26 protein-coding genes are annotated in these 24,920 nt (G+C 42.5%); 6 read left to right on the forward strand and 20 right to left on the reverse strand.

Annotated elements, in window-relative coordinates:
- Positions 1-135: 135 nt before the first annotated feature.
- The 6 genes from T546_RS0119705 to licT all read right to left on the reverse strand — a co-directional run bounded on the left by T546_RS0119705 (position 136) and on the right by licT (position 9,416).
- Positions 136-1,569 carry a sensor histidine kinase gene (locus T546_RS0119705; RefSeq protein WP_026893111.1) on the reverse strand — a complete coding sequence of 478 codons (1,434 nt, stop codon included), beginning with the start codon at positions 1,567-1,569 and terminating at the stop codon, positions 136-138.
- Positions 1,553-3,181, reverse strand: a complete 1,629-nt coding sequence (locus tag T546_RS0119710) for a response regulator transcription factor (protein ID WP_026893112.1) — start codon at positions 3,179-3,181, stop codon at positions 1,553-1,555. Before T546_RS0119710 ends, T546_RS0119705 begins: the two co-directional genes overlap by 17 nt.
- A 117-nt stretch (positions 3,182-3,298) precedes the next feature.
- On the reverse strand, positions 3,299-5,047 hold the full coding sequence (locus tag T546_RS0119715) for a carboxylesterase family protein (RefSeq protein WP_026893113.1): 1,749 nt from the start codon (positions 5,045-5,047) through the stop codon (positions 3,299-3,301).
- Between the two features lie 21 nt (positions 5,048-5,068).
- On the reverse strand, positions 5,069-6,508 hold the full coding sequence (locus T546_RS0119720) for a glycoside hydrolase family 1 protein (protein ID WP_026893114.1): 1,440 nt from the start codon (positions 6,506-6,508) through the stop codon (positions 5,069-5,071).
- An 18-nt stretch (positions 6,509-6,526) separates the two neighbouring features.
- Positions 6,527-8,395 carry a beta-glucoside-specific PTS transporter subunit IIABC gene (locus tag T546_RS0119725; protein ID WP_026893115.1) on the reverse strand — a complete coding sequence of 623 codons (1,869 nt, stop codon included), beginning with the start codon at positions 8,393-8,395 and terminating at the stop codon, positions 6,527-6,529.
- Between the two features lie 181 nt (positions 8,396-8,576).
- The gene (gene licT, locus T546_RS0119730; RefSeq protein ID WP_026893116.1) at positions 8,577-9,416 is read right to left on the reverse strand and encodes a BglG family transcription antiterminator LicT; all 840 of its coding nucleotides are present in this window, start codon (positions 9,414-9,416) and stop codon (positions 8,577-8,579) included.
- Positions 9,417-9,752: 336 nt separating this feature from the next.
- On the opposite strand from licT, the gene T546_RS0119735 reads away from it, so the two are divergent.
- From T546_RS0119735 to T546_RS0119745, 3 genes are all read left to right on the forward strand, one after another.
- The gene (locus T546_RS0119735; protein WP_026893117.1) at positions 9,753-10,514 is read left to right on the forward strand and encodes a class I SAM-dependent methyltransferase; all 762 of its coding nucleotides are present in this window, start codon (positions 9,753-9,755) and stop codon (positions 10,512-10,514) included.
- Positions 10,515-10,604: 90 nt separating this feature from the next.
- Positions 10,605-10,931 carry an ArsR/SmtB family transcription factor gene (locus T546_RS24070; RefSeq protein WP_034600055.1) on the forward strand — a complete coding sequence of 109 codons (327 nt, stop codon included), beginning with the start codon at positions 10,605-10,607 and terminating at the stop codon, positions 10,929-10,931.
- Between the two features lie 23 nt (positions 10,932-10,954).
- Complete coding sequence (locus T546_RS0119745; protein WP_026893118.1) at positions 10,955-12,289, forward strand: MATE family efflux transporter; 1,335 nt, start codon at positions 10,955-10,957, stop codon at positions 12,287-12,289.
- Positions 12,290-12,301: 12 nt separating this feature from the next.
- Here T546_RS0119745 and T546_RS0119750 read toward each other — a convergent pair whose 3' ends face one another.
- From T546_RS0119750 to T546_RS0119760, 3 genes are all read right to left on the reverse strand, one after another.
- Positions 12,302-12,694 (reverse strand): VOC family protein, encoded by a 393-nt coding sequence (locus tag T546_RS0119750; protein ID WP_026893119.1) that lies wholly within the window; start codon positions 12,692-12,694, stop codon positions 12,302-12,304.
- 61 nt (positions 12,695-12,755) lie between these two features.
- A complete protein-coding gene (locus T546_RS0119755; RefSeq protein ID WP_026893120.1) occupies positions 12,756-12,965 on the reverse strand; it encodes a hypothetical protein in 210 nt (69 codons plus the stop codon).
- A gap of 18 nt (positions 12,966-12,983) precedes the next feature.
- Positions 12,984-14,183 carry a hypothetical protein gene (locus T546_RS0119760; protein ID WP_026893121.1) on the reverse strand — a complete coding sequence of 400 codons (1,200 nt, stop codon included), beginning with the start codon at positions 14,181-14,183 and terminating at the stop codon, positions 12,984-12,986.
- A gap of 259 nt (positions 14,184-14,442) precedes the next feature.
- Between T546_RS0119760 and T546_RS0119765 the strand changes: the two genes are divergently transcribed.
- Both T546_RS0119765 and T546_RS0119770 read left to right on the forward strand, forming a co-directional pair.
- On the forward strand, positions 14,443-14,958 hold the full coding sequence (locus tag T546_RS0119765; RefSeq protein WP_026893122.1) for a hypothetical protein: 516 nt from the start codon (positions 14,443-14,445) through the stop codon (positions 14,956-14,958).
- Between the two features lie 33 nt (positions 14,959-14,991).
- Positions 14,992-15,213: a hypothetical protein gene (locus tag T546_RS0119770; protein WP_026893123.1), complete on the forward strand. Its 222-nt coding sequence runs from the start codon at positions 14,992-14,994 to the stop codon at positions 15,211-15,213.
- Between the two features lie 183 nt (positions 15,214-15,396).
- Here T546_RS0119770 and dagF read toward each other — a convergent pair whose 3' ends face one another.
- The 6 genes from dagF to T546_RS0119805 are packed head-to-tail and all read right to left on the reverse strand — an operon-like array spanning position 15,397 to position 19,786.
- Positions 15,397-16,134 (reverse strand): 2-dehydro-3-deoxy-phosphogluconate aldolase, encoded by a 738-nt coding sequence (gene dagF, locus T546_RS0119780; RefSeq protein WP_026893124.1) that lies wholly within the window; start codon positions 16,132-16,134, stop codon positions 15,397-15,399.
- Entirely contained in the window at positions 16,131-17,267 is a 1,137-nt protein-coding gene (locus T546_RS0119785; RefSeq protein WP_026893125.1) for a DgaE family pyridoxal phosphate-dependent ammonia lyase, read from the reverse strand. Before T546_RS0119785 ends, dagF begins: the two co-directional genes overlap by 4 nt.
- A 15-nt stretch (positions 17,268-17,282) precedes the next feature.
- A complete protein-coding gene (locus tag T546_RS0119790; RefSeq protein WP_026893126.1) occupies positions 17,283-18,110 on the reverse strand; it encodes a PTS system mannose/fructose/sorbose family transporter subunit IID in 828 nt (275 codons plus the stop codon).
- 1 nt (position 18,111) lies between these two features.
- Positions 18,112-18,861, reverse strand: a complete 750-nt coding sequence (locus T546_RS0119795) for a PTS mannose/fructose/sorbose/N-acetylgalactosamine transporter subunit IIC (protein WP_026893127.1) — start codon at positions 18,859-18,861, stop codon at positions 18,112-18,114.
- Positions 18,862-18,872: 11 nt separating this feature from the next.
- The gene (locus T546_RS0119800) at positions 18,873-19,364 is read right to left on the reverse strand and encodes a PTS system mannose/fructose/N-acetylgalactosamine-transporter subunit IIB (RefSeq protein WP_026893128.1); all 492 of its coding nucleotides are present in this window, start codon (positions 19,362-19,364) and stop codon (positions 18,873-18,875) included.
- Between the two features lie 5 nt (positions 19,365-19,369).
- A complete protein-coding gene (locus tag T546_RS0119805; protein ID WP_026893129.1) occupies positions 19,370-19,786 on the reverse strand; it encodes a PTS sugar transporter subunit IIA in 417 nt (138 codons plus the stop codon).
- A gap of 271 nt (positions 19,787-20,057) precedes the next feature.
- On the opposite strand from T546_RS0119805, the gene T546_RS0119810 reads away from it, so the two are divergent.
- The gene (locus T546_RS0119810) at positions 20,058-20,927 is read left to right on the forward strand and encodes a MurR/RpiR family transcriptional regulator (RefSeq protein ID WP_026893130.1); all 870 of its coding nucleotides are present in this window, start codon (positions 20,058-20,060) and stop codon (positions 20,925-20,927) included.
- Between the two features lie 167 nt (positions 20,928-21,094).
- On the opposite strand, the gene T546_RS0119815 is transcribed toward T546_RS0119810, so the two are convergent.
- The 5 genes from T546_RS0119815 to T546_RS0119835 form a co-directional block, all read right to left on the reverse strand.
- Positions 21,095-21,685: a nitroreductase family protein gene (locus T546_RS0119815; protein ID WP_026893131.1), complete on the reverse strand. Its 591-nt coding sequence runs from the start codon at positions 21,683-21,685 to the stop codon at positions 21,095-21,097.
- Positions 21,686-21,743: 58 nt separating this feature from the next.
- On the reverse strand, positions 21,744-22,385 hold the full coding sequence (locus T546_RS0119820; protein WP_026893132.1) for an RpiB/LacA/LacB family sugar-phosphate isomerase: 642 nt from the start codon (positions 22,383-22,385) through the stop codon (positions 21,744-21,746).
- 223 nt (positions 22,386-22,608) lie between these two features.
- Positions 22,609-23,376 carry an SDR family oxidoreductase gene (locus T546_RS0119825; protein ID WP_026893133.1) on the reverse strand — a complete coding sequence of 256 codons (768 nt, stop codon included), beginning with the start codon at positions 23,374-23,376 and terminating at the stop codon, positions 22,609-22,611.
- Between the two features lie 37 nt (positions 23,377-23,413).
- Positions 23,414-23,911 carry a peptide deformylase gene (locus T546_RS0119830; protein ID WP_026893134.1) on the reverse strand — a complete coding sequence of 166 codons (498 nt, stop codon included), beginning with the start codon at positions 23,909-23,911 and terminating at the stop codon, positions 23,414-23,416.
- A gap of 40 nt (positions 23,912-23,951) precedes the next feature.
- Positions 23,952-24,893, reverse strand: coding sequence for a hypothetical protein (locus tag T546_RS0119835; protein ID WP_026893135.1), 942 nt, complete (start codon positions 24,891-24,893; stop codon positions 23,952-23,954).
- Between the last annotated feature and the right edge of the window lie 27 nt (positions 24,894-24,920).

Raw genomic sequence — 24,920 nt, forward strand, 5'->3', positions numbered from 1 at the left:
TGTATCTATCCGTATCATAGCTTTCCTACGAGAGTTTCACAATGCAAAATCTTTCGAAAAAGTTTAAGTTTCTTACGCATCTGCAAGTATTTCTGCCAGGGGTTGATTTTTTTACGAAAAAAGTTGATTTTTTTACTAACATTTTAAGACAGCCGGAATACGCAGGGTCACTGACGTCCCTACTCCATACTGGCTATCAATGGAAAGCTCATAAGCTTCCCCGAAATTAAGCCGGATACGCTCCGCTACGTTGGCAATCCCAAAGCCTTCCCGCTGGTCTACATCTTCTCCTCTTCTGCGGACCAGCTTCCGCATCTTATCAAGCTCCTCCTGTTTCATTCCGATTCCGTTATCCTCCACCCTTAAAAAGATATCTTTTCCCTTCATCCATCCACTGATCTTAAGAGACCCCTTTTTTCTGCAATTCTTAATGCCATGGTAAAGGGCATTCTCTACAATGGGCTGTAAGGTAAGCTTTAGGATGGAATACTCCTTAATCTCTTCCTCAAAATCGATCTCATAATCCATAATGTCCTCATAACGGAAATGCTGAATCTGAAGATAGCTTTTAATATGCTCTTCCTCTCCCCGTATGGTAATAAAATCCCGCCCGTTATTAAGCCCCGTCCGAAGAAAGAGGGATAGCGCTGTAATCATCTCCACCACATCCTCATGACGCTTCCCCTCTGCCAGCCACACGATGGTATCCAGGGTATTATAAAGAAAATGAGGGTTGATCTGGGCCTGCAAGAGCTTAAGCTCTGTCTTCCTTTTAAGCTCCTGTTCCTCCCTGACATGCTGTATGAGTTCCCCGATCCGCACCACCATCTGGTCGTATTGGTCACTTAACATCTGTATCTCCCTGATGTTACTTTTAGGCGCACTGACATTTAAGTTTCCATTGGCCAGCTTCATGGTGTAATTGCAAAGCTCTTCCATGGGCGTTGTAATCTTTTTCCCAAAGGCAGAAAAAGAGGCCATAAGGCATATGACAATATAAGCGGAAATCACGATACAGAGGGCAATGGCCTGTTTGATCTGGTCATCTAAGGTCTGCCGCATGGACTCCAGGGTTTTCGTCTCATTATAAATATAGTTGGACATGGACTCTTTTATGAGATCGGTTATCACATAAATGTCCTTTTCCAGCCGTTCCATGTTCTGGTCATAATCGCCGAAAATACTGCTGGCCTTAATATCATCAATTCTCTTTTCCAGGATTCCTATGAGCTGAAGCAGACCGTCCAACCCCTTTTTACTGGTTTCCTGAGGTGTGGACGCCTTAAGCTGCTCAAATATCTTTCTGGAATTATCAAGGTCCTCATAAGGGTCCAGGGACTGAAAGGTATCTGCACCGATTACGATCCGGTACATCTTATAATCAATGTTTGATTTAAAGTCGAAATTAAACTCCGTTGCCATGGTCAAATTCCGTATGCTCTGCCGATACTGGCTATTTTGCCAGGCCATCATAGAAAGAAGTGCACCAATCATGAGAATGACCGGAAGAAACACCACTACCTGCATGAGATTGATCTGAGATTTAATGGAATCATGCCTGCGCTTCATACTCTCCTCCTGACCGGAAAGCCTTAGGCGTGATCCCATGTATCTTTTTAAACAGATAGCTGAAATAATGAGGGTCCTTATATCCCACCTGATAACCGATTTCAGAGGTCCGAAGGTCCGTCTTTAACAAAAGCTCCCTGGCCGCCTCCATACGGACCTTTGTTAAATATTCCACAAATGTAATCCCGATTTCCTGACTGAATATAGTGCTGAAATGATTAGGGCTGATATTCACACAAGAAGCGACTACATTTAAGGATATATTCTCATCCCGGTAATGGCCTAAGATATACTCTTTGGCCTTATCAAGCACCTGGCGGTACTTCTTCTGGGAACAATCCGCCCGAAATGCGATTGCCTTTTTTAAGATATCTCTGGCATACCGGGCCGCTGACTCCTCCGAACCGGTACAAGGCTGCATGGTCTTTGCATCTCCAAGCTCCCTCGCCACCTGCTCCTGATCCATGCCAAGCTGTAAAAGGAACTCATTGACCGCCAGGTAAATGTCCATTAATATGTACTGTCTGAATATGAGGGATTCAAAATTGCTGCCACACGCCTGTAGGTATTCCTCAACAAAATACCTCACCTCAGAAACAGAACCATTGCGCAGGAAATTTGGAACAATATCCCTGCTTAATTTCGTCAGATCCATGCCTTCCAGGCTGATGCTTCCAGAGTCTTCGTGTACCTTAAGTGCCTCTTCAGCCCTTAGAATCTGGTTGTATTCCAGCATGTAACGGCCTGCATAAGCCTTACTCGCAGCCTTAAAGGAAGCCCTGATCTCACTGAGCCTGCAGACTGGAATCCCAACGCCTCCAAAGTATTCCATACCCTGACAGGATCTCACAAGAGACACCAAACCCTTTGTATAGGACTGAATCTTATGTTCCAATTCATCCGGGTCATTGCCCATAACTAAAAAAGCATATCCTTCGCTGAGCCGGTTAAACGAGACAATATCCTTCGCCCCGTCAAACTCTCTCTTAAGCTTTTCATCAAAGATGACTCCCATATCCGAATACTGCTCCAGATTATCCGACACCCTGATCTGAAACAGTATGAGATTGTACATGGGAGCACTTAAATGCAGATTATGCTCCTGTCCCTTTAAAAGCATTTCAGAAAGGCTAAGCTTTCCTGATACAATGGCATCAAAAAGCCTGTCCCTTTCCATCCGCTTTCTTTCCTCCTGCTGTTCACAAAAGGCAAGCTTATACCCCATCTCACTTTTTTTCTGCATAATGGCTTCGCTCATCCGTTCCAAAGCCTCTAAGAGCTGGCTGCTGCTTACCGGCTTTAACAGATAATCCGCTGCCCCTATTTTTATGGCCCGTTTTGCATACTCAAAATCATCATACCCGCTGAAAAACATAATGTGCAGATCCGGAAGCTCCTTTTTTACAAGCTCAGCAAGCTCCAGTCCATCCATGAAGGGCATTCGGATGTCTGTAAGAAGGATATCCGGCTTTGTTTTCAGTATCAATGGATAGGCCAGTTCTCCATCCGGCGCTTCCCCTGAAAATTCAAATCCGTATTTCTCCCACGCAATCCCGTTTTTAATCCCTTCCCGGACAATCTTTTCATCCTCTGCCAGAAAAATTTTAACCATACCGTACCCCCTCCGTTTACGTACCTTTATGATTTCATTTATCTACCACTCCTTTATACTACCACAAAAAAAGAGCGTCTGAAACTCCCAGATAAAAAGAGTTTCAGACGCAAGGTCTTACCTGTTATTTACATCAGCCCAAAGGCTTTCGTTCTTATATTTCTCATCAAGAGCAGAACTGAACCAACGGCCGTTTAACACATGTTTTACCATCTTATCCTTGATTCCCTGGGATACGCTGGTGTCAGCCTCCATTGCCTTTAAGATGTCCTCATAGGTGGTGCTCACATCCTTTTGTGCAATGACCGCTTTTGTCTCATCTCCATCAAACACCATGGATACCTTGTTATCCGGTGACCATTTGCCCCAGGAAGCCATCCCCTGCCCATTTGGATCACCAGAAGCCAGAAAATTAGCCAGATACTGATTGTATTCTTTTGCCATGGAGGCATAACCCGGTTTCTCAAAGGCTCCCTTAAAAATCTCTGTATAATTATTCTTAGAGGAAAGCATAGGAACAAAGATTCCATGGAATGCCCCGTAATCACCCAGGTCCTTCACAGCAGATGCCCTACTGCCATAGTCCACCTGGCAAACATAAATATCAGACTTATAATGATCATACATGGTCTCGGCACTTTCCTGTGCATTAAAAATACGGTACATATCACTTCCGTACTTGCTGGCAAATGCTTTGGCATTCTTTAACTCATCTTCTGAATAGCCCTTCATATCATCACTGCTAAAGTAAGGGTCATTGAGACAGAATAAAGAAAACTCTGAGCTTCCCGTAAGCATCATCAAAGGTACACTGTTATAGGTCTGAGTCTGGAACCCTTCTTTTGGAATTACCGTTCCATCCTCGTAAAGATGAGGGAACACGCTCATACGGATCATAGCATTGCCCATTAGAGGCGCCAGACGCTCCGGAGAAATGGAATACATATATTCCTTTACGTCATCCCCATCGGTCATCAGCCACTTAGCGGCCTCATTTTCATCCGACGCTTTTTTATCCTCTACAGCCAGAGGAGCCAATGCCTTTGCAATCTTTTTGGCACTTAACTCTTCCTCTGCAGTGGTCATACCGCCGCTGAATGCAATTGCCTTCTGGAATTTCCCTTCAAATACCGGACTGATAAGCATTGCCATCACATCACGGCCTCCGGCCGAAAATCCAGATATGGTGATATTATCAGGGTCGCCGCCGAATTCCTTTATGTTCTCCTTCACCCAGTCAAGGGCTGAGGCAATGTCAAGCATTCCAAAGTTTCCTGTCCCACCATCCTTTGTAAGTGCTGGAAGACAGTTAAAGCCTAGAAGTCCCAATCGGTAATCCACAGAAACATAAACACAATCTGCATTTTTAACAAGCTCTGCACCTGGAATCTCACCTGCGTTACCTGTCTGGTTATTGCCACCATGAATGAATACCATGACCGGAAGCTTTTCACTTCCTTCTTTCGCATAAACGTTAAGGCGCAGGCTGTCTTCACTGCCTGTTACCTCTTTCCCCGTCAGCTGGAGAGCTGGCTTAGAAGGCTCTGTACACTCCAGAGGCTCCTTCCAGGCATCAGGTTTTACAGGAGCCTTAAAGCGAAGCTCCCCTGACGGTTCCTTTCCATAGGGAATTCCGTACCAGGTTAAGATCTCCCCTTCTTTCACCCCTTTTACCGGACCATATGCAGTAGAAATTATGGTCTCGTCAGAATTTGTATCCTGTTTGGCAGGCTCTGCCTGTGCGCTTACAGTTTCTGAAGCCTTAGTGGGCGCAGGAGCCGTTTCCTTTTTCCCGGCTCCCCCGCATCCTGTTGCCATCACTGCTGCCAAAAAAACAATCCCTGCGATCAGACTTTGTTTTTTCATATTAAAAACTCCCCGTAATACTTAATCCAATACCGCTCCGTTGGTTTCAATTACTTTCTGATACCAGTCGAAAGATTTTTTCTTTCTTCTGGATAAATCGCCGCTGCCGTCATCGTATTTTTCCACGTAGATGAAGCCGTAACGCTTTGCCATCTCTCCGGTGGAGGCACTGACTAAATCAATACAGCCCCAGGGAGTATATCCCATCAGCTCAACACCGTCTTCGATCGCCTCGCCCATCTGAACGATATGCTTTCTTAAATAGTCGATGCGGTAATCATCATGAATGGTACCGTCCTCCTCAATGGTGTCATAAGCTCCCAGTCCATTTTCCACCACCATAAGGGGAATTCGGTAACGTCCGTAAAGCTCATTTAAGGTATAGCGCAGACCCTTAGGATCAATCTGCCAGCCCCAATCACTGGCTTCAAGATAAGGATTCTTTGCTCCTCCCATAATATTTCCGGAAGAAATTGATGCATCCGTCGAGGCAGTCGCACAGTTTGACATATAGTAGCTGAAGGTATAGAAATCTACACAGCCCTCTTTTAAAATCGCCTCATCTCCCGGCTCCATCTTAATCTCAAGATTATTCTCCTTAAAGTAACGCTTCATAAAATGAGGATATTCTCCCCGCACATGAACATCTCCACAGAGCAGATTTGAAATCTGATTCTGAGTCTGTGCCTTAAGGACATCATCTGGATTACAGGTCAGAGGATAGGTGGTCATATGAGCGATCATACAGCCAATCTTACACTGGGGATCAATCTCATGGCCCGCCTTCACAGCCAGAGCACTTGCTACGAACTGATGATGAAGCCCCTGAAAACGAAGAATCGGAACATCCACCTGATTGTTAAAGTCCGTAGTGCCTTCATTTAAAATACCAAGAGAAAGGAAGCCGCCAAGAGGCATGGTTCCTGCATTAATTTCATTAAAGGTCAGCCAGTATTTTACCTTTCCTTTATAACGGTTAAATAAAGTCTTTGCATACTTCACATATAAATTAATACACTCTCTGGAAGACCAGCCGTTATACTTTTCCGTAAGGGCAAAAGGCATCTCGTAATGAGAAATAGTAACCAGGGGCTCAATGTTATACTTTAAGCACTCATCAATCACCTTATCATAGAATTCAAGCCCAGCCTCATTCGCCTCCGCTTCCATTCCCGTTGGAAAAATCCTGGTCCATGCGATGGAAAAACGGAACACCTTAAAGCCCATTTCAGCAAACAAGGCAATATCCTCTTTGTAGCGGTGATAAAAATCAATGGCTTCCCGGCTTGGATAAAAGGTATCAGGTTCAAAGGTTCTTGTAATTCGTTTGGATTTCGTATGGGAACCTCCGGTACAGACATCAGAGGTTGAGACTCCCTTTCCATCTACATTCCAGGCACCTTCACACTGATTGGCAGCGACCGCACCTCCCCATAAAAAGTTTTCAGTAAATACAGACATATAGCACCTCTTTCAAAATCAGACAATGGTTAACAGAGTATCTCCAGCCTTTACCTTCTTATCTTCTGTGGCTTTCAGGCTTACAAATTGATTCATGTTAGATACAAGGACGGGAGTTGTTAAAGGAAATCCAGCTTCCTTGATTTTCTCCATATCAAACTCAAGTAAAAGAGCTCCTTGTTTCACTTTATCCCCTACCTTGCAGTGGAGAACAAAACCTTCTCCCCCTAACTGTACGGTATCAAGTCCTACGTGGATTAAGATCTCGGCTCCGTTTTCGCTAGTCATTCCAACGGCATGTTTTGTATCTGTGATAGCACTAATAGTTCCATCTGCAGGGGCAAATACCTTTCCTTCTTCCGGAATCAAGCCCACTCCTTCTCCGAGAATTCCGCCGGAGAACACTGCATCCTCAACCTGAGACAGAGGAATTACAGTACCTGTTACTGGGCTTGTTAACTGAATGGTTTCTACCAGTGGTTTTTTCTCTTCTGTTGGCTCTTCCACTGTTTCTGTCTCTTCTTCCTTTATCTCCGGTTTGTAGAGAATCATTGTCATGACAAAGGTAACCACAAGAGATATGGCTAAGGTAATAACACCATTGATCAAATTTCCAAAGCTGTTTCCGCCAATCATCTGGATTAAAGATAAGGAAGATGGAGAGCCACCCATGGAATAAGCCACCAGATGAGTAATACCTGCATAAAGTCCAGCTGCTCCTGCACCAATAACTGCGGCCATCATGGGAGTTTTATATTTCAGGGTTACACCATACATCGCTGGCTCTGTAACACCTGCTACAATGGCAGAAATACCTGCGGCTGATGCGGTTGATTTAATATCCTTATCTTTATTTTTCACTGCAACTGCTAAGGAAGCGGCTCCCTGTGCTAAGTTAGAACAGAACATGGTAATAATTAAAACTGCATCAAATCCCAGAGTTGCCAGACCGATGGTCATAATTGGAAGCAGTGCATAGTGCATACCTGTCATAACGATAAAAGGCATTGCAGCGGAAAGAAGCATGATAGCCAGCCAGCCTGCGTTGTTATATAAAAGGTTGATTCCAGATGACAGATAATTACCTGCAATACTTCCAATCGGTCCTACTACTACAAGTGCGATCGGAATTGTAATAAATATAACGATCAGTGGTTTTAAAAATACTTTTACAAGACTTGGGCAGATCTTTTCTGCAAATCGCTCCACATATCCCATGATCGGTACCATAAGAAGTACTGGAAGTACGGATGAAGAGTAATTAGCAGCGGTTACAGGAAGCCCAAAATAACTGGTGTTGCCTTCTGCCAGAAGTGCTCCTAAATTCGGATGAAGCAGGAACGCAGCCATAACCATGGCAAGGTAGATATTGGAGCCAAGTCGTTTTGCTGTTGTCATAGCAAGGAGAATTGGCATAAAGTAGAAGAACGCATCGCCTGCTGCATTTAAGACGATATAAGTACTTCCCGTGGAATCTATCAGGTTGAATGTGGTAAGAAGAGTTAATACCACCTTAATCATACCGCAGCCAAGCATGGCAGGAAGAAGAGGTGTCATACAGCCCGCAATAAAACCGGAAAGGCGGAAGAATAAATTCTCCTTTGGTCCATCGTTTTTAGAACCAGTGGTCTCTTCAAATTTACCAAGCTTTAAGAGCTCGTTATAGACATTGGAAACCTCATTTCCAATGACTACCTGATACTGTCCGCCCTGGCGGATTACCCTGATAACTCCAGGTATTTTTTCAATTTCTGCATCCTTAGGCACGTTAGAGTCCTTTAAAACAAATCTCAAACGTGTCATACAGTGTGTAAGTCCTGTTACATTTTTATCTCCGCCTACTTTATCCAGAACGGACTGAGCGGTATTTGCATAATTAAATGCCATAATTTTTTCCCCCTTCATTAAGGTAGATTTATTGTTATTTATCTGAAAAGGCAGATGCCTTACCATTCGAATGAAAAAAGGACCCTGCAACAAGCAGCCTGCAAATGTTCTTGCAGCCCACTATATGTGCAGGGTCCTGCCCAGACAAAATTCCGTCCGGTAACAATCCCAACTCTCAGTTTTACTTTAAATCTCTGGTAACTTTTTCTATGTGAATCATCAGATACATCATCTCTTCCCGGTCCATCTCATAATAATACCGGTCATGAACGTAATCAGCTATTTTTACAATGCAGTTATAGGAATTGCGGTACTTTTCCTTTAAAACATGAAACCAATCCTCATCAGTAATCTCATACTGCTTATTCTGCAGCATGCGCTGAGCGAAAAATCGAATGTGTGTTACAAATCGTCTGTAATCCCAGGATTCCGCATTAAGCGTCACCTGATAAGATGCCTCCACGATATCAATGATATCACGAATGATCTGGGTAATCAGTTCAAAATTCTCAGGCTCTTTTTTATTTAACTGGCCGTAGACGAAATGAAATGCCAGGAACATGGCTTCATCTTCTTCCATCTTCACATTCAGTCTTTTTTGAATGAGATCCAGAGCATACTGTCCAACCTTAAACTCATTGGGATAAAACCGCTTTCCCTCCCAAACCATGGCATTGCGGAGTATAATCCCATCCCGGTAACGGTCAATCGCTCCCGCAATGTGGTCACAAACCGTAAGGATGGTCCGCTCGTTAAGCTGTATGCCAAATTCGCTTTTCGCATAATCAACGGTCTGCTCGCTAATCTCCCAATATTCCTGGGGAAGCTTTGCAAAGTATTCCTCAAAGTGTCTGGCATCCTTTTTGTCATTCTGGACGAATACCCGTTCCACCAGTTTGCGATCAACTTCATCGCCTTTTTTACTTCCGAAACCGATGGACTTTCCTTTTAGAATAACTTCTTTTCCCTCCGTATTATAAGCTAATACCATGTTATTATTCAGTACCTTCTCAACCTTCATATTCCCCTTCAAATAGAACAAAAAAAAGACAAGCACAGAGGACCACAGTATAACACTGATACGTGATTACAACCCCTGTAGACCTTGCCTGCATGACCAGTCACAAACTACACATCTATTTTCTAAACGTAGTATAGCACGGATAGAAAAGGAAATCTATCTGCAAAACGTTCAATTTACCCTGTATTTTTTGTAAAATATGCACAAAAACATGATGGAATATTTTATTCCGCACTATCATCAAAATCATATCATAATGGAAAATATAAGTCTACCATTTTTCATCAAATTCTGTATACTGATTATGCCGGCAATGAAACCATGAAAGGAATAAATATGAATCCAAAACAATCAGACTGGTACAAACAAATTTGGAGCCTTGATATTAAAAATCACTCCTGGGTCGAAGATACAGAAAAACAGGTAAACTTTATCATTGAAACACTGAACTTAAAAGGAAATGAGCGGATTTTAGATTTGGCCTGCGGATACGGCCGCCACTCCCTGTCATTTGCCAGGAAAGGCTTTGAGGTAGTGGGCATTGACATAACAAAGGAATACATAGAAGATGCCATAAAAACTGCAAAACAAAGCTCCCTGTCCACCACGTTTCTATTAACCGATATCCGGGATGTAACCTTTACACAGGAATTTGATGTAGTACTTAACCTGGCTGATGGGGCCATTGGGTATTTGGAAAATGACATGGAGAATCTAAAAATATTTGATATTATCTCAAATGCATTAAAACCTAGCGGAAAGCACTTTATGGATATCTGCCGGGCAGAGCACGCAGAGCTCTATTTTCCTAAATATAGCTGGGAAGCCGGAAGCAGCGCCTTATCTCTTTCCCAATTCGAGTGGAATCCAGAAAAAAGAATCATGCTATATGGTGGATATACCCTCCCCTACGGAGAATCAACCGTAAAGCCTGAGATCATCAATGGAGATCCTATCCGCCTTTATTCAATGGAAGAAATCAAATCCATTTTTAAAACAAGAAATATGAGGATTCAAGACACCTACTCAGACTATTTAGGTACATCTGATACCGAAAAATCCTTGCAGCTCATGGTTTATTCAAAAAAACAAGCTTGACAAACCAGGGTACCAGCATTAATCTAATTAAGTAAAAGCTTAATCAAACACTATAAATCAATTGTCATAGAAAAAAAGAAAGGAACACCCATGGACCCAATCACCATTGTTCACATCATTACAGACCCAACAAGGTATAAGATCCTAACGCTTTTGATGGAACGCCACTTCTGCGTCAGAGCGGTATCTAAAAAGCTTGGTATCAGTGAACCGGCTGTGTCCCAGCAAATGAACATTTTAAAAAAAGCCGGTGTGATAACCGGGTCCAAAATGGGTTACCATATGCATTATACGGTCAATACTGATCTGGTAAATGATATGATCCGCCAGTTTGCCGAGGGTTTTACATCCGGATATAAAAAAGAGGCAGAAACAGAAGAATGTATCTGTGAATACGAATGCGGAAAAAAGCATTGAAATCTATGACTTAGGAGCAAGAGATGGACAAAGAATACTTAATTAACGAGAAACCTGCCAAAGCCCTGGCCGTCTTTACTGTGCCGATGATCATCGGCAACCTGTTTCAGCAGTTTTATACCATGGCTGATTCCGTGATTGTGGGCCGCTTCGTCAGCGAGGATGCCCTGGCCGCCATAGGAGCTTCCTATTCCTTTACCAATGTATTTATCTGCATTGCCATTGGAGGAGGCGTGGGTGCCTCGGTCATCACCGGCCACTATCTGGGTGCCAGAAATTATAAGAAAATGATACAGTCAGCCACAACGGCTCTCATCTCATTTTTAATTCTCAGCATCCTGTTGGCTGCCATTGGACTTATGTTTGGCAGAGACTTCATGACCTATTTAAACACCCCGGAGAATATTTTAGATATGGCTACGGATTACCTTCATATTTATTTTTGGGGCCTTCCGTTTTTGTTCATGTATAATGTGATCTCTGCCATATTTAATGCAGTAGGGAAATCAAGAATTCCTTTGTATCTCCTGATTTTTTCCTCCCTGCTCAACATCCTTTTAGCTGTCTTTATGGTTTATAATCTGGGACTTGGGGTCAGGGGTGCAGCCTGGGCTACCTTTATTGCTCAGGGTGTCTCTGTTTTACTTTCCGTCCTGCTCCTGATTCGGGAATTTAAAAAATATGCCTCTTACCTTCAGACTCCCTTTGATTCTTCTTCTCTGTCGGAAATGTCAAAGGTGGCCCTGCCCTCGATCTTACAGCAGTCCACCGTGGCAATTGGTATGCTACTTGTCCAGTCTGTTGTAAACAGCTTTGGTAGTGAGGTATTGGCTGGCTTTTCTTCTGCCATGCGTGTAGAAAGTATTTGTGTGGTGCCTATGGCGGCCATTGGAAATGCCATGTCTTCCTATACTGCACAAAACCTGGGAGCAGGAAAGGCAGAAAGGGTTCGAAAGGGCTATCATGCCGCCAATCAATTTATAATCCTGTTCGCGGTATTTACCTGTGTGATATTAGAGCTGTTTCATACTCCAATCGTCAGACTGTTTCTGGGAGGAGGCGGAACCCAGCTTGCATATGAGACCGGAACCGGATATTTAAGATTTATGGGCTTCTTCTTTGTTCTCATTGGTCTTAAGATGAGTACCGACGGCCTCCTTCGGGGGGCTGCTGATATGAAGATGTTCACCATTGCAAACTTTGCAAATCTCACCATCCGGGTGGTCATGGCAGTCACTCTTGCCCCACGGTTCGGCATTGCCATGGTATGGTATGCGGTTCCCATAGGATGGCTTACAAACTATATTATCTCTTATCTCCAGTACCGCACGGGGAAATGGAAAGCAGCCTTTGATTAAAGGCTGCTTTTTTCATACGCTTAAATACCAGTATACTCCGTATTCATCCACTACCTCTGCGCAGCAGGTGCTCCACGGAAGCGATCCCAGGGGCAGAAGTATGGTCCCATTCTCGCTTAATTTGTGAAAGGCTCTTTTTACTTCCTCATCACGTTCAAAGCTTAAACCAAAACACATGGTAGGACGAGCTTCCTTTAGGTTGGAGGAGAGCATCATATTTACCATCGTATCATTTGTGGATTCACTGACAGCAAATACTTCTTTCCCGTCTTTCTTAAGCTCTGCATGCATATAAGTTCCATCTGGATACACTTCATGATATCCCAGCGTAAGACCAAATGCTTCTATGTAGCATTCCACAGCTTTCACTGTATTCTTAATGTATAACGTAGCTCCTAATTTCATATGGTCCCCACCTCTTAAGATTACCTTTTTACATCATGAACAGTGACCTCTTAAAGCTCATTTACTTATCGATATCCCTATTATTCTTTTTAATACGTGAAGCCACCACACATACGGTAAGACCAACCACGATTGCTGTATAATTGAAAATACTCATGTAATCACCTAAAAAACTCATAAATTTAAACTGTAGATCAACCAAGTTAAGAGCCCAGTTCAAAACTCCTAATAGTAATAAGCAAGCGCTTCCTGTCATAATTTTATCAAGCATAAGTATACTCCTTTTCATTTACATATAGCAATATTGTTCAAAGAAAGCCTTCATAACTTCGCTGGCAGATTCAACCCGGACTTCTGTTGTACTTCCATCCTTCATTGCCAGTTCCACAATACTCTCTGTAAATCCTTTCACCCCATTATACCCGTAGATATCATTTAAATCGATGGAGCACTCATACTCATCAAGATAGGAGATATACAGCTTATCAGTAGTTAACACAACAGCCGATTTCATATTGTTTAACAGGTCCATAGGTACGGCTGCAATCACATCCTCACGTTCAATCCCGTGCTTGTCCAAAATACATGCTTTGAGATTAGCCATTTTTTTGTCGTCAAGATCCCCATTTAGAGAGAGCTTTTTTAAATGATTGAATTTTTTAAGATTGTTGATTACATGCTTCACCTTATTGGTATGTATCCACTCCACGTCCGGAACCCAAACGCCATCCCTTGGTCCACTCATATATTGCTCTCTGAAAAATAGACTTAAAAAGGAATTGGATATCAGGGAGTTGTTCCTTCCATCACCAGCCATGCGCCCCTCATAGTTAGATACAAAATCACTAAATTTCATAAACTGTTTTAATCCTGATTTTTCAGAAGTAAGACCATATTTTCCCGTCTGCATACAGACTAGCGTATAATCTTTGTTGACCGCACATGCCTGGAACGTCCAGTCTAAATTTATCAAGGTGGTTCCCGTCTGCCAGACGTGGGATATTTCTTTCCATAACGGTAGTTTGATACTCTTTAAATGCGCTGCTTCACTGTCAGCCTCACAGAGCCATTCACAGACCCGAATTTTCTTCAACTTTACAACGGGAATAGAGTCCATGAGTATTTCATACATACCATCTGAAAAACTCTTTTTTCTTTTTATTCCATACTGAATCGGATGTCTTAAAGAACCCGGAATCACCTTAAAATGCTGTCCGGGTAGGGCAGTAATTCCACTAAACGGCTGAATGAAATACTGAAGCTCACCTTTAAAACGCATCGTATAAATCTGCAGCAGGTCATACGCTGCCTTTCCTCCTATAAATGCGGTAACCGTCGAGCCGAGGGTCGACTTTAACGCACTCACTTCACGAAGAGGAATACTTTCCACATTTAGTAATTCGATATTCAGGCCCTTGCATTCCGCGGTGATCTGATCCGCTCTGCGGTCATGGGCTGTATCGATGCCTTGATTAAAATAATTAGCCATGCAACACTTCCTTTCCATTCATTTCCAACAAATTGTCATTAATGTATATTATTGATAATTAATCTCAAAAAATCATATCATATATATACAAAAATAAATATATAAAATATTAGTAATTTACATATTTTTACAATTTTTTCACTTAATAGGCATGCTGATAATAATCCGGTGATACGATAATAAAAAATGAAAATAATTATAGAAATCATTACCATTTTATTGTATAATAATTTCATCAAATAAAAGGAGTTGATAAAATATGATGTGGATTATTGTAATTTTTGCCGCAGTAATAGCCTATTGCGTGTTTTATAACATTCGCTTAAAACAATACAATCAAAGCGGGCTCCGGGCAGAAGAAGATAATGATTTAAAAAATCAGCTAAAGGATCTTCTGCATTGGGCAGGAGTTGATCTAACGAACAAAGTATTTGTTAATGGCCACTTTATAGAACAGTCTTCCCTGGTACTGACTAAGACCACTTATTATTCCTACATATTACTGTTTGGCAAAGAGAGTGGTCCCATCGAAGTATATAGCTACTTGCCAGATGACAAAAAAATCGAACTGGTGGGAAGCTATTTTGTGGATCAGATCACCCCTAAGCCATATTCGTCCGTAGGTACCAACTACCTCTTTCACGACAAAGAGGGGAAGCATCTGTTTACCGTCCAGACTCTGGCCGAGGATTTGCCGGGAAGCAGTGAATATCAGATCAGCTATGGACAAAAAGAAGAATATCAGGCTTTGCGTTCCCGTTTTCACTTAACATAGTGTGAAATTCTTCAACGAGAAAGGAGAATCGTTATGACACCTCAATTGATTACATCCCTTATCCTTTTTATATCCCTGGGATACATCAGTTTTAATTTGTTTTCTTATTATAAGAATAAAAACGATGGATATGGCTTTCACTTTAAGCCCATCTATCTGATTGCCGCAGGTATTTTATTGCTGATATCCATTTATGCAATTGCCACCGGACAGACATATGATAACCTGGTTGATAAAATAAATGGAAGCTTTTAAAGCATTTCATCAGCCTTATATGATGTAATATAAAAGCTACCCCTTGATTGGTTTCTAAAACCGGTCAAGGGGTAGCTTTATTATGTTAACTATTTATAATTGTACTTCAGCCCGCCAATGGGAAATGCTTTCCATCCAAAGGCCTCTATTCCATTCATAAAAGTACTTTCTGTTCCAATCGGATCATTCATCCATAACAGACTTTATGATTTCAAAAAGCTTCACCACATCTGATATTCTTGTGGCACCTGTTTCCTTTTCTATTATGGAAGTATAAACATGAGGGATGATCCGCTCAACGCCTGCCTGTATCCCAATTTTTAGAATCTCGCCGAAGTTATCAAGATCAATGCCCCCGGTGGGCTCCAGACCAAAGCTACTTTCGGCACATGCCTTTGCCACTGCCTCATATTCTTCCCGAACCTTCAATCCACCCATGGGAAAATATTTCAGAGAATCCGCTCCTTGCTCCTTTGCCATGGCAATTGCAGTCTTAATCGGTACCATAGCTGGCTCTAAATCTTTGCTAAGAGGGCCTGTGGAAATTTTCACGTAACCAGGCTTCCCGGAAGGAGCCACCATGGAATTAAGAAATGGCCCCTCCCCGGTTTTCGCTCTTGTATAGCCGCCAGCCGTAAAGGTCTGATTAATATGCTTTGGCTTAATCTGGCCGGATATTTCTGCGACTGCCAGCCATTGTGCCGGATTTCCACCACCAAGGCCTACGGAGATGTTGTTATCCACAGCCGCCTGGTACCGTTTCATATCCTCCACAGCCTGCTCTACATTGGGATAATTGGCAGATAGAATCCCTACCGCCACGTGGCCCTCTGCCGCCTGATAGATGGCTTTGGCATTTTGGGTGGAATTAGTAAGACAGTTTAAGCATATCCTGCCCTTATAAAAATTCAGTTCATTCATTGATTCATTTCCTCCATTGCCAGAGTGTGGATTTCCAAAAGCCTGCGGCTAATGGTGTTAAGCTCCTCCACACTGTTTAATGGCCTTGGGTCAATGGCAATTGACCCTATATTAGCCTGATAGTCTCTGGTAAAGATCGCAACTTCTCCCTCTTTTAGCTTTCTTACGGCATCTTTTGCAGTCATACCATAAACCTCCGGTGTAAATGCAATGCTTACCCGGTATATATCACGTCCCGCCTCATCCTTAATCATTGATGGCTTTAAGCCTGGTATTTCCCCGATACCGGCTGCAAACCGTTCTAAATCTTCTCTGGTAACCGGACTCATCTTCCTTCCGGATACGTATTCTTCCACAGCCTTTACAAGGCCCATGGTATTTTCCTTTCCCACCTTCATTGCTCTGCCGATTCCCTGGTACTGAAGCCTCATAGAGTCAGCCAGCTCCTTTGTCTTACAGGCTACAAAACCACTGGTTGGTCCCTCGATGGCCTTGGCTCCACTGTAGCAGACAAAGTCTGCTCCCATAGCTCCGTAGACGCTTAAGTCCTCTTCTGCTGCTGCATCCACGATACAGGGAATTCCCAAGCGGTTCGCCAGGCTGATGACTGTTTTAGCATCCACCATATCCTTTTGCACACAGTGGTGAGATTTCACATAACAAATAGCCAGGGTGTTTTCACTGACTGCCCCTTCAATATCTTCCGGCTTTGAACCATTGGCATAACCGGCTTCTACAATAATTCCTCCTCCCAGCTGAATCATTGCAGAAACAGGCGCACCAAAATCCACGTTATGGCCTTTTAAGAGAATTACCTCCCGTTTAGTAGCTCCCGGAAGAAGATCGTATAAGTGCTTAACCTTATTAAGGTCATTTTGACAGATGAGGGAGGCTATGGAAAGTGCAATTCCCGCGGAAGCACTAGATGTGACGCAAGCATCCCCAGCTCCAATCATCTCTGCAATTCGTTTGCCAGCATATGCATAGAGATCATCAATTACCACGTAGCTTCCTGCTGCTTCTAAAAGCGATTCGCCAACGCCCTTAGAAATCGTAGATACTCCCAGCTTTGTCATTCGACCTGATGCATTTATAACCGTTTGCAGGCCATTCCTTTTATATATATTTTCCATGTTTTTTCTGACCTCCTACAAGATCCCAAGGATAGAGCAAATCACTGATACTAAAACTACGGTCAGTAAAATCCGATTATAATAAGGTCCCTTTTTTCGAAGATAAAAGTAAATGATAAATACGGCTGACAAAGGAAGAAGTCCCGGCGCCACTGTATTTAAGATGTCCTGTACCACAATTTGCGTTCCGCTGGAAAACCCTAACTTAAGCGGTGTGGATATAGTCACATAGCTTGCGGAAAGGGCTCCCATCATGGTAAGACCTATGACATTGGCCGTAAAAATAATGGATTTCATCTTTCCCCCGTGAAGCAGAGAAACCACGGATTTCTTTCCCAGAGTATATCCGTTATGAATCAGCCAATAAGCAATGCCAATGGTAATTGCAGGATACAAAATAAGAGGCATAATTCCCCCAAGGGCCGACCCATTGCTGGCAAACGGCAGAAATATGGAGATGATGATCGGCATAATGGCAGCCCAGACAATGGCATCTCCCATGCCGGCAATGGGGCCCATCAGTCCCGTCTTAATTCCGGTAATGGCCTCCCCTGTCACATTTTCCCCATTGGCCTTCTGCTCTTCCATGGAAATAGCAATTCCCTGAATAATAGCTCCAAAAATCCCCTCTGTATTAAAGAAAACAAGATGGCGCTTCAGGGCTGCACTCAGTTCTTCATCCGTATCGTATAGCTTCTTTAAGACCGGGGTCATAGACGCACAGAAAACGAGACTCTGAAGACGCTCATAGGAATTGGAAAGCTCAGCACCTGCATAATAGATCCACATGGATTTTGTAATATCTTTTTTCGTAAGCTTTTTGATCTGATTTTGCTCTTCCATCTTAAACTGCCTCCTCCTTTAACTGGAATAAACCTAATAGTAATGCAATACAGGTTGCAAAAATAGCTACTGCCATGGTATCAAGCTTTAAATACATCACTGCGAAAAAGCCTGTGATGAAAAATGGTACCAGAGACTTTTTACCAATGACGGACAGAGTAATGGCAAAGCCAAGGGCAGGAAGGATACCTCCCATAATCTCAAAGGAGTGCATCAGCCACTGAGGAAGAACAGAAATCAGCGTTTCAACCGCCGTTACTCCAAAATAATCAATTGCAAACACAATGGGGAACCGAATTACCAGTCCTGCAATGGCCGGATAGAGAAAAGCCGCTCTTAAGATACCACTGGTATCAGCCTTTTCTGCATACCGGTCCGCCATATGTACCCAAACTGCATTGGTGGTTCTTCTTAACTGATCCACAAAGACCCCAATGACTCCAAATGGAATGGCCAGAGCAATTGCAACCTCAGGTGCCATATTAGACATTACCCCAAGGGGAATGGCAATACAGCCAGCAAGCGCCGGATCACTGGGAACATTGCCGCCCGGAGTTGAAGTGACCCCAAGGTAGACCAGCTGAAGACCCGCCCCGATCTTCATGGCAAGCACCATATTTCCAGTGAGTAAACCTACAAATACACCAATGACTACCGGTTGAAGCAGCATGGATGAAAAAGTATATCCAAATCTCAAACGGCTGAACCAGTAATAAACCCCCATACATACAGCTAATATCAACACACTCATGCCATACCTCCTTAGTTGTTATACTTTTTTAGAATGGTGGAAACATCCTGAGGTACATCTTCCGGAATTGTCTGAAAGATGATCTCCACTCCCTTTTCCTGCAAATAAACAAGCCTCTCTACATCTGCATCATCCAAAGTAATATTTTGAAATACCACTTTACGGTTAGGAGCTCCTCCCAGACCTCCAACCTGAATTTTTGAAAGCTGTATTCCCCCGTCATACACTTCCTTCATACTCTCCAGGTCCGGAAGCAGCAAAAGCACCCGTCCGTTTAAAAACTCATTATCATTCCAGTTCTTAACCGCGTCAGCCCGGCTTAAACACTCCACCTTAACCCCTGCCGGCGCTGACATTAAGTAAATCTCCAGCATGAACTCATCTGCCGCCAGGCTGTCGCTTACCACAACGATCCGGTTTGCCTGGCACTGGTTGACCCACTTTGTCATGACCTGTCCATGAATCAGCCTGCTGTCAATTCTGCATAGTACAATTTCTGCCATTTTACTCAACTCTCCTTCTTTCCCATTGACTGATTGACTTCATGAATCACATCCATTACCGAAGCCTGTCCCTGCTGCAATACCACATCAAAGTTTAAATCCCCTGTATACTGGATTTGAGTACAGGCCTCGATCATAATAGGTGCATTAAGGCCTGAGATTACCTTTAAATCACGTTCTCTTCCGATTTTAGCCCCTGCATTGGTCGTCGTTCCTCCAAACACATCGGTTATAATCAGAGACTTCTTTGGCATACCGGCTGCATACTCATCCACAAGAGCGTAATACTCCGAAAATGTCAATTCCGGCGTCAGCGGAATCTCATGAACAAAATCAACGCTTCCCATAATCATTTTAAGGCTCTCTGTAAGCGCCTTTCCCCAGCCTCCGTGAGTTAAAAGTAAGATCTGCGGTTTCTCCATTTCATACCTCCTTTTTCTAACTGTATATTCCTTGATGATTGAAATTGTAGCATACTACATTTTTACTGTCAATAATGTATTTATGCTATTTTCATATTTATTATAATGAATTTTACTACTTTTTCTGTAATTATGACTTTTTTAATGAAGTAATATTGAAACAATATAAAGTACTATGATATACTAAAAATGAAATTCACTACAAAATCACTACAAAGAATACAATTTATCTCCCCTTTCCGGGAAGAACGAAAGGATGACTTTATTATAAATGACGGAAAACTATGAACTGTTTACACTGATGGCCCGTATTGACGGCATGTCCAATCAATTTACCAAGACTGATTGGAAAATTGTTCAGTATATTAAGAAATCAACGGAGAGATTTATCGAGCTCAGCGCTCAGGAGCTTGCAAAGGAAATCGGCACCTCCGACGCCAGCATAATTCGTTTTGCTCAGAAGGTGGGCTACTCTGGTCTCAATGAACTGAAATACACCATGCAAAAGGAAATTGACAAAAGCTCATCTTCCATCAATCATTCCGATTACTCGGTCCTCTTAAACGATATAAAGATGCTTTTAGACAGCGTCTTCAATTTAACAAATCCTGCAGATATTGACCATGCCAGAGAGCTGATGCTGAAATCCAAACGTATTTTTATTGTAGGATTAAATTTCAATCAGAATGTAGCAGAAATCATTGCCCATAAATTTATGACCATAGGACTGACAGTTCAGGCCCTGACCAATTACGACACCTTAAAGCTGTATCAGACCTTGTCACAGGAGGGCGACTTATTCATCACCATCTCTCTATCCGGGAACCACAGGCAATTGTCCTCCATACTGGCTGATTTCAAGAAAAACGGCAGTAGTATCCTTTTAGTCAGCAACTACGAGAAATCCCTCTGCTCCCCATTTGCCAACATCCTTTTACTTATTCCAAAGACCGACCTGCTGCGCAGCAGCAATACCATCTCAAGAGAAATGCTGATCCTGGTTCTTTTTGATATGCTTTTCCATAACTTTTTGACTGAAGATATAAAATCATTTCAATGTTTTCAAAAAGCAGCATCCTATTCCAAGTTAAACAACGACGATACCAGAGACGGGCTGCAAAAATTTATGGACCTTCTTTAACCGAAAGATACAACGATAAAAGTGCCAGGTTGACTTTTATCATTGACACATAAAAAAAGTGTTTTGATCAGCAGTAAACGTTTCTGATCAAAACACTTTTTAAGTTAGAATTTATAAAATAATAATCAGCAATCTCTTTTCAAGGGATACACACCACATCAAATAATTCAATCTCGCCACTCAACAACCTCATCCATACTTTTTCTAGGCCTTGCATTCGGTGCTTCATCTGCATATCCGATCGTTAAAGCTGCGATCAGCTCACCCTCTGTATTTAAGTAAGTTTGCAACTCATCATAAGCAAAATAAGTATCACATATCCATAAGCTTCCCAGCCCAAGCTCAGTGGCTGTCAGTATCATATTTTCAATCGCCGCACCAATGGACTGTGCATTACAGAGTTCTTCGATGTGCTCTTCCTCCGTCAGGGAAGAATGAATATCAACGCCAACTGGATTTACAATAAAAATAGTTACGGGAGCCTTTTCCATAATCTTAAGAGTATAGGATGCCCCAGAGATATATTGAGAGACATTAGGCAGAAGGGGACGTTCTCTTTCCCTCTCTAACCCATTTCCCATGGCTGACACCATGTCTGCCTTAGCATTTCCGGAAACGACTACAAACTTCCAGGGCTGACGATTTTTAGCAGAGGGCGCAAGTACACCAGACTGTATGATTTCTTCTATCATGTACCTTGGCACCTCTTCCTCTTTGAATTTCCGTATGCTGCGTCTGTTTTTAATGGCTTCTAGCATGATTTTTCTTTCCTTTCTTATTCTTATATTCTAAACACAATTGGCAATGTTTCTTGCTTTATTGTACTTCTCTCATACTTTCCATCATTCTCTTTAATGTAATGTCTTTCCCATGTTCCATAATATAGAAATACACAGAATCATAGCTTAAAGCAGCTCTCACAAATTCTCTATCCAGTTCTGGCAAGATATCAACAAGACTTTTTTTACTCAGGGAATTGATATGTTTGATTAATTTAGTATCTTCCATCTTCCGGTCTGCATCTTCTACCGGATATCCAATACCAAATGGTTCTTCAAATAATGCATTCATAGTACTTTGCAGATTAATTTCACCCGCCCAGCCAAAATTCAGCCCTAAGGGATATGAAACCACGTTTCCATCATTGATTCTTCCAAACAGGTAAGCATCGGAAGGGCTCTCAATATACCCACATAAAATTCCAGGAAGGCTGTTGCAGGCAAGCATCATTCCTTGTCCGGAAGAACACCCAGTCACAACAAAATCGATTGCTTTGCTCTCAATCAGCAAACTGATACATAATGCGATCTGAACATAGGAATAGGTTCTCTTTTCCTCTCCAAAGACTCCAAAATTGATTACCTCATGCTCTTTGCCCCTGACTGCCATCTTAACACTGTTTTCTAATATATTATTTTTATCACGCTGAGAACTGGCCTGTATAATTCCTATCTTCATTGTGTAACTCCTATAGGTATCTATTTGGTGTTTTCTTTATGGTATCATTTATTTATGTAAAATTCCAGATTTCTTTTGCACGATTTTGTCAGGTCAGCTGCCTCGTTAGTATTAACTTTCCTTGAGCACGCCATTTGCTTTTCCTCGGTTGGTTTATTGATTATACGATGTAAACTTGTAAGCGCAAAAAAGCCTGGGACTTTTTACTGTCCCAGGCGAATAATTAAATGGTTGTCCAGCCACCGTCAATCTGAAGCAGCTGTCCTGTTGTATAGGAAGAGGCGTCAGACGCAAAATAGATCAAAGCTCCGTCTAATTCGCCGTCACGTCCTGGCCTTCCCATAGGGCATAAGTTACAGATTGCATCATACATCTCTTTGTTTTCTAATACATCAGACGTCATTTCACTTGGGAAATAGGCAGGACCAATTGCATTTACAGTAACACCATGCTTGGCCCATTCATTGGCCAGTGATTTTGTCATCATCAGTACGGCCCCTTTTGTGGTAGCGTATGCAGAGATGGGGAATCCCGGCATGGCAACGGTGGAATGAATGGAACCCAGATTAATAATCCTACCATATTTCTGAGCCACCATAATGCGCCCAACCTCACGGGCGAAGAAAAATACACCGTTAATGTTGGTATCCATCATTCGATGCCACATCTCATCCGTGGTATTCTCCGCCGCATCAGCCAGACCAAGGCCTGCGTTGTTTACCAGGATATCAATTCTGCCAAAATGCTCTTTAATGTCTGCCACTGTCTGAGTGATTTCTTCCGTCTTCGTAACATCGCATCCATGGGTATAACACCTTACTCCCAGATCTTCAATTTCCTTTTTTACCGCTTCCAAACGGTCCAGACGCCTGGCAACGATTGCAACATTCACACCTTCTCTTGCCAGAGCAAGGGCAAACTGTCTCCCAAGTCCAGAAGAAGCCCCCGTAACAATAGCAAATTTTCCTTTTAAGTCAAATAAACTGCTCATCGTAAACCCTCCTTTGATTATATATTATTAATCTCTGTTATGTCAGCTCGCGCTTCATCTGCTGCATATACAGAGACTTATTATCAATCCCACGCATGGTAGCTAATATTCCATCTAAATGATCGTATTCGTGCTGTAACAGTTCCGATAGATCACCCTCCAGAAACATCTTCTGTGGTTTAAAATCCTGATCAAGGAATACCATCTCTGCACGTCGATAACGTTCCACCTTTACCATAAGACCGGGAAATGACATGCAATCATCAAGCAGCACATACGTCTCATCATCCGGGAAGGTTAAGACTGGATTAATAAATACGTATGGCTGATCGGTAAACATATAAATCAGCCGTTTCTTAATCCCAATCTGAGGTGCCGCTACAGCACGGCCTGCACCATATGATTTCCTATAATCCATAAGAGTGTCATGCAGATCTTGTACCCACTCCTCCAAAAAATGACGGTCCGAATCCACAATTTCTTCACTTAACTCGTACAATTGTGGATTTCCAAGCTTTAATATTTCTCTTATCATTGATATTTCCCCTCTTCATGAAAGCTTACATCAAACGTCCTTACATCTTCACGCCCTTAATCAGGACATTCAGATTCATTCTTTCACGCTCCAGCTCTGCCTTGCTGGAAGTATCTATGGTTCTTAAATGGCTTAAGACACTTTCAATCTGTTTCTTTGTATTTTGCACCTGAGACAGAGACTCATTAATCCGATTTAACACCGCCCAATCTGCAAATAAACCGTCAAAGAAATAATCTGCAAAGCCTAAAAACCCATCAATACTGACCTGTACATCTGCATTAATTTTTACATCAGTCAGCTCAGTCTTAAACCGGCGCAGCTGTATCTGCAAATCTTCCACCTGATTCTGTGCTTCATCAAGATGACTGTGCTTTGCCATACCTGATATCAGTCCACCTCCCATTAAATCCCATGTCCCCCAGCTCTTTGCACTATCGATGTTAGAAAGAATCCGGTTCGTAATGACGAGGGCTTTCTCTCCGGCAGAAAGAGCCTCTTCTATTTCCTTCCTTTGGCTTTCTATAAACGAAATGCGTTTCTCCGTCTCAAAGATTTCCACCGCCTCCTGAGATCCGGTGGATTTAATTGCTTCTGCCTTACTCTTTAACATTTTCTCATACTGTTTTTCACTGGCCCCTAACAATCTTAACTCCGTTTCGATTCGGGCAATATCTTCCTCCACAGCAGAAAGCTCGCGAGAAGCCACATCGTATTTCACCTTGGCAGCATATGCTTCCTCCCGTTCCTTATCAAGCTTCTCTTCCTTTTTTCCTATGATCGCATAGAAAAAAGAGGATAGGCTGCCGCCCTCCAGCTGATCAACATCCTTTTGCTGTTCTAATTTGCTTTTCTTAAGCTCATATACTTTCGCACTCAGCTCCTCACGTTGTATATATAATTGCTTCAGCTTGGTCTCCTCATGATTCTTTCGTGCCATTTGCTGTTGGAGAAGCTGTAATTGTTCATCATAATATGCCATATGGAAATCCTCTCTTTCTCTATATCC

It is taken from the genome of [Clostridium] aerotolerans DSM 5434 (assembly GCF_000687555.1).
Lineage (GTDB): Bacteria > Bacillota > Clostridia > Lachnospirales > Lachnospiraceae > Lacrimispora > Lacrimispora aerotolerans.

Coding starts and splice junctions, on each gene's coding strand:
- licT (WP_026893116.1), bottom strand. CDS start 9,416: ATGAAGGTTGAGAAGGTACTGAATAATAACATGGTATTAGCTTATAAT.
- T546_RS0119815 (WP_026893131.1), bottom strand. CDS start 21,685: ATGCTAGAAGCCATTAAAAACAGACGCAGCATACGGAAATTCAAAGAG.
- dagF (WP_026893124.1), bottom strand. CDS start 16,134: ATGAATGAACTGAATTTTTATAAGGGCAGGATATGCTTAAACTGTCTT.
- T546_RS0119830 (WP_026893134.1), bottom strand. CDS start 23,911: ATGATAAGAGAAATATTAAAGCTTGGAAATCCACAATTGTACGAGTTA.
- T546_RS0119760 (WP_026893121.1), bottom strand. CDS start 14,183: ATGGCTAATTATTTTAATCAAGGCATCGATACAGCCCATGACCGCAGA.
- T546_RS0119820 (WP_026893132.1), bottom strand. CDS start 22,385: ATGAAGATAGGAATTATACAGGCCAGTTCTCAGCGTGATAAAAATAAT.
- T546_RS0119715 (WP_026893113.1), bottom strand. CDS start 5,047: ATGAAAAAACAAAGTCTGATCGCAGGGATTGTTTTTTTGGCAGCAGTG.
- T546_RS0119750 (WP_026893119.1), bottom strand. CDS start 12,694: ATGAAATTAGGAGCTACGTTATACATTAAGAATACAGTGAAAGCTGTG.
- T546_RS0119745 (WP_026893118.1), top strand. CDS start 10,955: ATGGACAAAGAATACTTAATTAACGAGAAACCTGCCAAAGCCCTGGCC.
- T546_RS0119755 (WP_026893120.1), bottom strand. CDS start 12,965: ATGCTTGATAAAATTATGACAGGAAGCGCTTGCTTATTACTATTAGGA.
- T546_RS0119835 (WP_026893135.1), bottom strand. CDS start 24,893: ATGGCATATTATGATGAACAATTACAGCTTCTCCAACAGCAAATGGCA.
- T546_RS0119765 (WP_026893122.1), top strand. CDS start 14,443: ATGATGTGGATTATTGTAATTTTTGCCGCAGTAATAGCCTATTGCGTG.
- T546_RS0119790 (WP_026893126.1), bottom strand. CDS start 18,110: ATGGAAGAGCAAAATCAGATCAAAAAGCTTACGAAAAAAGATATTACA.
- T546_RS0119720 (WP_026893114.1), bottom strand. CDS start 6,508: ATGTCTGTATTTACTGAAAACTTTTTATGGGGAGGTGCGGTCGCTGCC.
- T546_RS0119725 (WP_026893115.1), bottom strand. CDS start 8,395: ATGGCATTTAATTATGCAAATACCGCTCAGTCCGTTCTGGATAAAGTA.
- T546_RS0119800 (WP_026893128.1), bottom strand. CDS start 19,364: ATGGCAGAAATTGTACTATGCAGAATTGACAGCAGGCTGATTCATGGA.
- T546_RS0119810 (WP_026893130.1), top strand. CDS start 20,058: ATGACGGAAAACTATGAACTGTTTACACTGATGGCCCGTATTGACGGC.
- T546_RS0119735 (WP_026893117.1), top strand. CDS start 9,753: ATGAATCCAAAACAATCAGACTGGTACAAACAAATTTGGAGCCTTGAT.
- T546_RS0119770 (WP_026893123.1), top strand. CDS start 14,992: ATGACACCTCAATTGATTACATCCCTTATCCTTTTTATATCCCTGGGA.
- T546_RS0119785 (WP_026893125.1), bottom strand. CDS start 17,267: ATGGAAAATATATATAAAAGGAATGGCCTGCAAACGGTTATAAATGCA.
- T546_RS24070 (WP_034600055.1), top strand. CDS start 10,605: ATGGACCCAATCACCATTGTTCACATCATTACAGACCCAACAAGGTAT.
- T546_RS0119825 (WP_026893133.1), bottom strand. CDS start 23,376: ATGAGCAGTTTATTTGACTTAAAAGGAAAATTTGCTATTGTTACGGGG.
- T546_RS0119705 (WP_026893111.1), bottom strand. CDS start 1,569: ATGAAGCGCAGGCATGATTCCATTAAATCTCAGATCAATCTCATGCAG.
- T546_RS0119710 (WP_026893112.1), bottom strand. CDS start 3,181: ATGGTTAAAATTTTTCTGGCAGAGGATGAAAAGATTGTCCGGGAAGGG.
- T546_RS0119805 (WP_026893129.1), bottom strand. CDS start 19,786: ATGGAGAAACCGCAGATCTTACTTTTAACTCACGGAGGCTGGGGAAAG.
- T546_RS0119795 (WP_026893127.1), bottom strand. CDS start 18,861: ATGAGTGTGTTGATATTAGCTGTATGTATGGGGGTTTATTACTGGTTC.